Source organism: Hydrotalea sp., from assembly GCA_030054115.1.
In the GTDB taxonomy this organism is placed as follows: Bacteria; Pseudomonadota; Alphaproteobacteria; order JASGCL01; family JASGCL01; genus JASGCL01.
This window is the reverse complement of sequence record JASGCL010000044.1, coordinates 1-9,829: the sequence shown is the minus strand read 5'-3', so window position 1 is coordinate 9,829 and position 9,829 is coordinate 1. Positions and strand designations below refer to the sequence as shown.

Below are 9,829 nucleotides of genomic sequence, written 5' to 3'. Positions count from 1 at the left end.
CAGGGCCGCGCGGTGCGACATAAGGTTTAAATCAACTCATTTGCTTAAAAATTAAGACCAATTGCGCCGCCGACAAAAAACGCCAGCGGCCCCGATTTGCTGGTGTCGCTGATATTCATGGCTTCGGTTTCTGGTGCCGCACCGGCCTCGTAATGCTGTTTGGTTTTTTTTAATTCGTGCATGTAACGCATGTTGATATCGGCGTGAAGCATGCCGGCATCATATTCAAACGCCACCTGCGGCGCGACAACAAACCCGATGTCCTTATTCACCCCAATGGTCAAATCGGGCGGCGGCCCGGGAATCGCGCCGGCGGCAAGCAAATTCTTTTGCGTCGACGGGCTTAGGACGTTCCAAACACTATAGGGCACCCATGTCGCCTTGCCCCATTCAAATTGCGCTTCAGCACCAGGTTGACCCAAGAACGGTTTGTCCAAAGCCGCCGCCCCCTTCGAGTTGGCATCGGTCGATAATATTTTTTTCCACACCGCGTGTGACACCACCCCCGTGTAGTAGCTAATCTGGCCGTCACGAACTGCGCCGCCAAAGGTCGGAACATCACGCTCTAATGCCTCGGCAACCTGTTGGTCGGTAATGTGGGCTTGCCCCAAGTCGCACGCACCTGCGGGCCAGTAAAAACCATTTGGATCGCTTGGCGACCCCGCGCCCTTACTATCGGTATAGCCGCCGCCACCAACCACCCCTGACCCACCGTAAAGTCCCGTGCATTTGGGGTTAAACATCAATCGTGGGCCGGTGTATAATGCCCCAGCGGTCGCACGTACGTCGCCGGTTGTTATATTTGGTTCTTTGCCCCAGGTTATATTGGGCGCATTAATCCCCAAACCCACCCCCAAGCGAATGCCGAAATGCCCCGCCGCATCCAATTTAAAACGATAATTTGGCGTCAGGGTGAGGATATTATAATCCGCGCTGTAATGATATTGATAAACCGAATTGTCGCCCGGCCCGACGCTGGTCATGTTGGTTTTAAAATTCATGTAATCGGCCGACAGACCAACCCCAATATCATTGGTGTAATCCAACGACACGCCATAGGCAAAGCCGTTAAATTTTGCTTTGACGAAACCAAAGCTACCAAAATTATTCCCCTGCACAAAATTATAAACGTAGCCAACGGTGCCGCGCAGGGTTAATTTGCCCCCGATTGCATGGCGGACAAATGCCAAGCCTTGTTCTATTTCCTTTTGCACCTGCGCCGGTGTTTGCGGTGGCTTGGTGGGTTTGACTTCTTTAACAACCACCGGCAAGGTATTTATGTTTGGGCTCAGCTCATCGTTATTTCTTGTATATTCTATATGGCGTAGCCGATATTTTTCTTGAGGCTTTTCTTGAGGCAATTGTTTTTGGGCTTCCTTAGAGGATGATAGTTTTTCCTGCCGCGCTTGCTTATCGGCCTCCAATTGTTCTTGGCGTGCTTGCTTATCGGCCTCCAATTGTTCCAGGCGTGCTTGCTTGGCTTCTTCTTCTTGCGCACGTCTTTCCCGGGTCGCTTCGGCGCGTTGTTTAACGAGCTCGGCTTGCCGCGCCGCTCTTTCCTCCTTGGTTGCTTTGGCGGTTTCTTGCGCGGATTCTTTCACCGGCGGCGTGGGTGGTGTAACAACCGGTGCTGGCGCGGTGCTAACATCTGGTGCGGTTTTCTTGGCCGGTGGATTATTAACCACCGGTAGGGCTTGCGACGCGCTTTCCGGAATAGGTTGTTTGGGTGGCGGGGCGACCGGCGGTGCTTTGATGGCCTGCTCTTTTTCTTTGCTCTTTTCCTTTTTGCCCGCTTCTTTTTTTTCGCCGTTAATAATATTCACCGCACCGGGGCGCATCGGTGGCGCATTTTCCTTGCTCGGCTCACCCGTTATTTTATTAATAGCATCCTCGGGCACCGTAATCGGCACGCCGCGTTTTAACCCGCCGCAATAGCCAATACAAAAATAAAGGGTGAAGGTCGTTCCCTTGTCGGTTTTGTTTAATTTCCCAACCCCCAGGCCGGTGCCCGGTTTGCATTTATTAAAAAAACCAACATAGTCGGTTTTTTGCCCACCAAGCGACGCCATGTAGCAGGTCGCCGCGTCCAGCGATAAAGTATTTTCAATTTTTTTATGCACCGCATCTGAATCAGTCATCGGTTTGGCAATCGCCGGTTTGTTTGTTTTGCCGCCATCCGCCAATGTTGTTGCCGTGGTTGCCGATTGTGCAAAAACCAGCAGTGGCGTCAACGCCACCACTATAGTTGTAATAATTGCATTTATTTTAAAAAATTTTTTGCGCACGCGGGACCCCTCTCCTGTCCCGCGGGTGCTATCTTGGGCATTCTTACATTGAACGCCCGACCGACAAGCATCGCCCGATGCGTTCGCTTATCATGGCCATCGATTCAGTAATTGACTATCGAAGCCATATGTCGGTTTTTGCCTAGCTTTCTTAACAATAAAGATAGCCGGATTAGAAAAATAAAAATCATGCAACCGCCCGCGCCAGGTTCCGGCAATACCGAGGCCTCAATGTGTGAATAAATATTAAGGCTTCTTGTGGTAAACCCCGTGCTATGATAAATAATGGTTGGGGGTAATGAGCGATGAAAAAAATATTTAATCGGGCGAATCTAAGGCTGAGCCTGGCGGCTTTATTGCTCCTGTCCGTTTCGTTGCTTGCCCCGGTGCACCATGCCCGCGCCGCTAGCTCAAGCAATGGGTCGGTTTCGTTACAGCCGTCTGATGAGAAAAAGGCGCAACAAACCCTGCCCTACAGCCAAGACCAATTTTGGTCGTTGATGGCAAAGGCCACCGTGTCGGTCGATGAAAAGGCGCAAACCTATCGCGCAAAATTCCCCAACGATATAAAAAAATACCAAGGGCAAAACCTCATCATCAGCGGCTTTATCCTGCCGCTGGAAACCACCGAAAAATTCACCCATTTCCTGCTGACCAAATGGACACCGGTTTGCGCCTATCACCCGCCGGGCGAGCCCACCGAATTTATCGAGGTCACTATCGATAAACCAATCGCCTGGAGCGAAAAAATAATAAAAATTGAAGGGCAATTTAACATGTCGCCCGAGCAATCGCAGGGCATGTTTTTTCAATTAAAAAATGCCAAGGTTGTGCAATATTAACCGCCATGCTCACAATTAAAAACCTATCGGTCGGTTACGACAAAAAACCGGTCGCGCTGATTAAAAATTTTTCATTGGGTGCGGGCGAACATGGTCTCATCCTCGGGGCGTCGGGCTCGGGCAAAAGCACGTTGCTTTACACCCTGGCGGGGCTATTACCATTTATCAAAACCAAAAACGATAATGCCACGGCAATGGTCGATGGCAATGACCTGCTAACCATGACGCCGCGCCAGGCCGACCAATTTCGCGGCAAAACCATGGGGATTATTTATCAATCGCTTTATTTGATTCGCTCGCTCACCGTGCTGGATAACCTGTTGGCGGCCAGTTATGCCGCCGGTTTAAAACAAGACCAAACCCACGCCAAGCATTTACTGCGTGCGGTTGGCATCGATAACCTGGCCGATACCAAACCCGACAAACTAAGCCTAGGCCAACAACAACGCGTCGCCATCGCCCGCGCCGCCATCACAATGCCCAAAATTATTTTTGGTGATGAGCCCACATCGGCATTGGACGACAACAATTGCCACGGCGCGATGGATCTGTTACTGCGCGTCGCGCAGGAGGCCAAGGCCAGCTTGCTTATCGCGACCCACGACCCACGTATCAAAAAATATTTTGATAAAACCATCACGCTGTAAACAACGAAAAAAACGCAACATGCTTAATAGTTTTAAAATCATCCTATCCTATATTTTTTATCGGCCATTTTATTATGGTTTACAGCTGTTGACCTTCGCCACCGGCGTTGGTTTAATCGTCGGCCTGTTGCTGACTCAATCGCAATTGGAAAAACAATTTACCAGCAACCTGGCCGGGGTTAATTTGGTGGTCGGGGCAAAGGGTAGCCCGTTGCAAATTATCATGTCGTCAATTTTTCAATTGGATATTCCAACCGGCAATATCGACCTGAAGGAAGTCAACCAACTGACCACCAACCCGCAAAGTTCTGCCTTGATTAAAATGGCAATCCCCCTGGCCTTTGGCGATAATTACCAGGCGGTGCGAATCGTTGGCACCACGCCCGATTACATCAATCTTTACAATGGAAAATTGGCCAGCGGCGTGATGTATCAAAACCCGTTGGAGGTTGTCATCGGGGCCGACGTGGCACGCAAGTTAAAATTAAAAATTGGCGATAGCTTCACCGGCAGTCACGGCATCGTGCCGACCGGTGCGAATGACGATGCCCACACCGTCAGCCCATACAAGGTGGTTGGTATTTTGACGCCGAGTAACACGGTGCTCGACCGGCTTATCCTAACGCCAGTGGAATCGGTTTGGTTGGTGCACGAACGCGATGCCATCAGCGAGCACCGCGTCATGATGCCGCGCGCCATTACGTCGTTGTTGGTTATTTACAAATCACCGATGGGGGCCGCGCTGTTGCCGCGCATGGTCAATGATTACAAAACATTGCAAGCCGCCAACCCGGCGTTTGAAATATCGCGGCTGATTAATTTCATGGGGGTCGGCACCGGCGCGTTGGTCGGTTTGGGATATTTCCTGATACTGCTGGCCGGCATCGGCATGGTGTCAGCGATGATTCAGGCGTTGCGCGAACGGCAATATGATTGGGCATTGTTGCGCAGTTTTGGCATGGCGCGCGGCAAATTAATCTCGCTGGTGTTTGGCGAATCATTGTTGGTCGCGCTGATGGGGGCGGTGTTTGGCGTTTTGCTCGGCCATTTGTTTTACGGCGTGATTGGTTATTTTTTAGCGGCGGACCGCTATGTCAACCTCGACAATTTGGCCTTCCTGCCACAGGAATTATGGGTGGTTGGTTTTGCCTTTTTGATTGGCGGCATCTCGGCGATTATTCCCGCCTACCGCCTCCTGCGCGGCGACATCATCCAGCTGTTGATTAAGAAGTAGGTGGGTTCGGCCACTTATACCCGTGGGCATGTGCCACAAGGGAAGTCAGACTTATTTTTTCGCTCCGCCGTTCGCACTTCCTCCCATCATCGAAATTACGCATGCCCTATATCGCCGTTATAAAATCCCTCACCATCTTTAAGCCTTTTTCAATATCGTCGTCGGAACAGCTGTAGGAAAAGCGCAAATACCCCTCGCCATGAACGCCAAAGGTCGAGCCCGGCACGGTGGCGACGCCGGCCTCCTCCAGCAATCGTTTGTGCCACGATTGGCTGTCGCCGCCGTGCTTCGCCATTAATTTTTTAATATTGGGGAAAACATAAAACGCGCCCTGCGGCAGGCTAACCGAAAAATCCGGCACGTCGTTCAACAACGCGACTATCCGTTTGCGCCTTTTATCAAAATGCTGGCGCATTTCCTCAACCGGTGATTGGTCGCCATCCAACGCGGCAATCGCCGCATATTGTGTTGGTGCATTGACGCATGAAAAACTATTAATCGCCAAGCGGGCAACATCGGGCATTATTTCCCTTGGCCAGACGCCAAACCCCAAACGCCAACCGGTCATGGCATAGGATTTTGATAAACCATCCAGCAATATCAACCGGTCATAAATTTCTGGGTATTGTAAAAAACTTATATGTTTTGCATCGTCATAAATTAAACGGCTGTAAATTTCATCGACCAACAGCATCGCCCGCGGAAATTTTTGCAACCCCGCAATTAATTTTTCGATTTCGGTTTTGGTGGCGACCCCGCCGGTCGGGTTGGCCGGGTTGTTGATAATGATAAGCCTGGTGTGCTCGTTGCATCTCGCCAATACTTCATCGGCGCGAAAGGCAAAACCATTTTCTTCAAGCAGGGGCAAGGGCACCGCCTGGGACCCGATATAATTTATTAACGACCGATAAATGGGATAGGCAGGTTCTGGGTAAATAATATCCGTCCCCACCCCGCCCAGCATGGTTATCGCCATGAACATCACCATCTTGCTACCCGGTGCTACCATGACATTATCGGGCGATACCCGCGCCCCATATTGACGGTGAAAATAACCAGCTATCGTTTCACGAAGCGGTATAATCCCCAATGTGGGGGTGTAACCATGTTTGCCATCGCGCAGCGCCTTAATCGCGGCCTCGACAATATGCGGCGCGGTTTTATAATCGGGCTGGCCAATGCTTAAATTAACAATGTCGCGCCCCTCGGCCTTCAGGGCCTCGGCCCGCGCGGTAATGGCGAAGGCACTCTCGCTACCCAGGTGGCCGACATTCGGGTTCAAGATAATGGCGTTCATAAAAAAAATAACTTAAAAAGACTTAAAAATTGGTAAAAATTGGTAAAAATTGCTCCACGCATTTATCGCAAATAAAAACCGCAATAGCAAACCCAAAAGCCCAAATGGCTATATTTTTTTATTTTTTTACTTGATAAATAAAGACAATTATGCTATATTAAGTATAGGATTAACAAAAAACCAAACATAATCAAGCGAATATTTATTACAATTATTGATTGTAAAGATTTATTATAATAATAGACAATAGATGGTTGATATTATGAACATTATACCTATCGATTTAATTCGCGAACGGCCGCTATTAAAGAAAATATTGAGGATAAAAAATGAAAAATTACAAACGATTCAAACCCCGTGCGATCCGCCGCCAACTTATGCTGGCCTCAGTAATGCTTACGCCATTTTACGCCGCCAACGCCACGGCCCAGACCGAGGCGCCGCCAACCTATTATAACGATGGAGCGACCGAGGATGGGATTTTTATCCGTGGCCATGGCTTTGCGCTTTTCACCCTGCCCTCGACCGGCGCGCTAAGCAAATATCAGGGGCTTCTTAACCCGACCCTAACCAACACCGCCACCGGCCAAAAAATGGTGCTAACGCGCAAGGTCGGTTATGGCGGCGGCTTCACCGTGGGTTATAATTTTGGCGCATCGTTCATCGATGCCGGTTTTGATTACAGCAAGCAAGACTTCAGCACCAACAACCAAAGCGGGGAAATCAAAAACAACATGTTGTTGATTGGCGCCGGCGTCAGATTGGGTGGCGCACTGGCCTTTACCATTGGCACCGAATATGGGCTTAACATGATGCGCATCAGCGGTATTTTGCCGGCGGGCACATCGTCATCGGCGGGCAAAGCCGGCCGCAAGGATGACCATGATGACCATGATGACAATGATATAGAATTGTTACAGCATAATGTTATCGCCATGTTGCAATTGGATTATACTTTTGCCGATTTTATATCGGTCGGTGGTTTTGGCAAATATTATTATGGCTTTACCACTAAGGGCAAGGGCTATAACTTGAGCGATGAGCACACCATCGCTGGCGGCGCATTTGTTTCGGTCGCCTTTTAATTATTTGTTAGGGATAATTGCTTAAAAAATACCAACCGCTATGTAAGGTTGTTGGTGTTTTTTTGCTATTAAAATGCTTGTATTTTTTTTTGTGAGGAGTCATAATCGCGTGATAAATATCCTTACAAAAAGACATGACCGACAGCCATAAAGAAGTTTATGAAATAAAAAACACCGCGCGCCATGTGGGTGGCCATGGAGCTGAGGCCGGCGGGGCGCGAACGCCATTAACGCCATTGGTTACGGCCGATGATTATAAAAAACTATATGCTGAATCGCTAAGCAACCCCGATAAATTTTGGGGCGAGGTTGGCAAAAGATTGGATTGGATGAAACCCTATAGCCAGGTGAAGGACACGTCCTATGACATCAATAATTTTCATATCAAATGGTTCGCGGACGGCCAATTAAACATCGCGGTTAATTGCATCGACCGGCACCTGGCCCAGCGCGCCCAACAAACCGCCATATTGTGGGAGGCCAACGACCCGGCCGAACCCAGCCGCCACATAACATATCAAGAATTACACGACCAGGTTTGCCGCCTGGCCAATTTTTTGGAAGCCGATGGCGTGAAAAAGGGCGACCGCGTAACGATTTACATGCCGATGATCCCCGAGGCCGCCTTCGCCATGTTGGCGGTGGCGCGTATCGGCGCGATTCATTCGGTGGTGTTTGGTGGTTTTTCGCCCGATTCCTTGGCCGGGCGGATTCAAGATTGCAAGTCGGATTATATTATCACCGCCGATGAAGGCAAACGCGGCGCGGGCATTGTCCCGTTGAAAAAAAATGTCGACCAAGCCATTGAAAAATGCACAAGCGCGGGGGTGGCAATACGCCGCACCCTGGTGGTGAAGCGCACCGGCGGCGATGTTGCCATGAATGAGGCGCGCGATAAATGGTATCACGATGCCGTGGCCAACATGCCCGCCACCCACCAGGCCAAGCCAATGAATGCCGAGGACCCGCTGTTTATTCTTTACACCTCGGGCTCGACCGGTAAGCCAAAGGGCGTGCTCCACACCAGCGGCGGTTATTTGGTCTATGCCAGTTACACCCACCAATTGATGTTCGATTACCAAGATGATGTTTATTGGTGCACCGCCGATGTTGGCTGGGTCACGGGCCATAGCTACATCGTTTACGGCCCATTGTGCAATGGCGCCACGACCTTGATGTTCGAGGGGGTGCCCAATTACCCAGACGCCAGCCGTTTTTGGCAAGTCATCGACAAGCATAAGGTCAATATATTTTACACCGCGCCAACCGCAATTCGCGCCCTGATGCGCGAGGGCGACGCGCCAGTAAAAAAAACCAGCCGTGAATCATTGCGCATCCTGGGCACGGTGGGCGAGCCGATAAACCCCGAGGCTTGGCGTTGGTATTACAACGTGGTGGGCGACGGCCAATGCCCAATCGTCGACAGCTGGTGGCAAACCGAAACCGGTGCCACGATGATTGTGCCCCTGCCCTTTGCTCACCCGCAAAAACCCGGCAGTGCGGCCAAACCATTTTTCGGCATCAAGCCAGTGTTGTTGGATGACAATGGCAAAGAAACCAACCGCCCCGACGACCATGGCATGGTGCGCGGCAATTTGTGCATCGCCGATAGTTGGCCGGGCCAGATGCGCGGCGTGTTCGGCGACCAGCAACGTTTTATCGATACCTACTTCAAACAATTTCCGGGTTATTATTGCACCGGCGATGGCGCGGGGCGCGACGCCGATGGTTATTATTGGATAACCGGTCGGGTCGATGATGTGTTGAATGTCTCGGGGCATCGGCTGGGCACGGCGGAGGTTGAATCGGCGATGGTGCAACATCATGCGGTGGCGGAGGCGGCAGTGGTCGGCTACCCCCACGATATCAAGGGCACCGGTATTTATGTTTTTGTCACCTTAAAAAATTCCATCAAATTGGCCAACGAAAATGAAAAAAATGAATTGTTGAAATCGTTAAAAGAATCGGTGCGCAAAGACATCGGCCCCATCGCCACGCCCGATATTATTCAATTAACCGGCGCGGGTGGTTTGCCAAAAACGCGGTCGGGGAAAATCATGCGGCGCATTTTGCGCAAAATTGCCGAGGGCAAAACCGACGAATTGGGCGACACCACCACCCTGGCCGACCCATTGGTGGTGGAGGATTTGATTAAAAACCGCGTGGCGACATCTTAAGCGTGGCAATCTAGGCTTTGGCTTTCGCGTGATAACGAAAACATTAATTGGTTACGCGCGAGATAATTTCTCTCAATATCTCTACTCACTTGCGGTAGCAACAACGTGCCTAGCGCAAGCGATAATTATCAAGTATTTCACGCTTAAGGTAAATCTCTCAAGACTTCCGCTCACTTGCGGTAGCAACAACGTTGCCTAGTGCAAGCGCATATTATGGTATGCGCGGAGGGGTTCGAACCCTCGACCCCCTGATTAAAAGTCA

Annotated in this window: 7 protein-coding genes; 5 read left to right on the top strand and 2 right to left on the bottom strand. The window is 50.4% G+C overall.

Translation table 11 applies throughout. From position 1 onward, the window contains the following. Positions 1 to 44: 44 nt before the first annotated feature. Positions 45 to 2,285, bottom strand: coding sequence for an MAP7 domain-containing protein (locus QM529_06830; GenBank protein ID MDI9314368.1), 2,241 nt, complete (start codon positions 2,283 to 2,285; stop codon positions 45 to 47). A 305-nt stretch (positions 2,286 to 2,590) separates the two neighbouring features. On the opposite strand from QM529_06830, the gene QM529_06825 reads away from it, so the two are divergent. Genes QM529_06825 through QM529_06815 form a run of 3 tightly spaced genes read left to right on the top strand, consistent with a single transcriptional unit; the run spans position 2,591 to position 5,008 of the window. Continuing rightward, entirely contained in the window at positions 2,591 to 3,127 is a 537-nt protein-coding gene (locus QM529_06825; GenBank protein MDI9314367.1) for a DUF3299 domain-containing protein, read from the top strand. 5 nt (positions 3,128 to 3,132) lie between these two features. Then, positions 3,133 to 3,774, top strand: a complete 642-nt coding sequence (locus tag QM529_06820; GenBank protein ID MDI9314366.1) for an ATP-binding cassette domain-containing protein — start codon at positions 3,133 to 3,135, stop codon at positions 3,772 to 3,774. Positions 3,775 to 3,793: 19 nt separating this feature from the next. Further along, the gene (locus tag QM529_06815; protein ID MDI9314365.1) at positions 3,794 to 5,008 is read left to right on the top strand and encodes an ABC transporter permease; all 1,215 of its coding nucleotides are present in this window, start codon (positions 3,794 to 3,796) and stop codon (positions 5,006 to 5,008) included. Positions 5,009 to 5,114: 106 nt separating this feature from the next. Here the strand turns inward: QM529_06815 and QM529_06810 are convergent, their stop codons facing one another. Continuing rightward, positions 5,115 to 6,305, bottom strand: a complete 1,191-nt coding sequence (locus QM529_06810) for a pyridoxal phosphate-dependent aminotransferase (protein MDI9314364.1) — start codon at positions 6,303 to 6,305, stop codon at positions 5,115 to 5,117. A 329-nt stretch (positions 6,306 to 6,634) separates the two neighbouring features. Between QM529_06810 and QM529_06805 the strand changes: the two genes are divergently transcribed. Next, positions 6,635 to 7,390, top strand: a complete 756-nt coding sequence (locus tag QM529_06805; GenBank protein MDI9314363.1) for a hypothetical protein — start codon at positions 6,635 to 6,637, stop codon at positions 7,388 to 7,390. A 134-nt stretch (positions 7,391 to 7,524) separates the two neighbouring features. Then, positions 7,525 to 9,567 carry an acetate--CoA ligase gene (gene acs, locus QM529_06800; protein ID MDI9314362.1) on the top strand — a complete coding sequence of 681 codons (2,043 nt, stop codon included), beginning with the start codon at positions 7,525 to 7,527 and terminating at the stop codon, positions 9,565 to 9,567. The last annotated feature ends 262 nt before the right edge of the window (positions 9,568 to 9,829 follow it).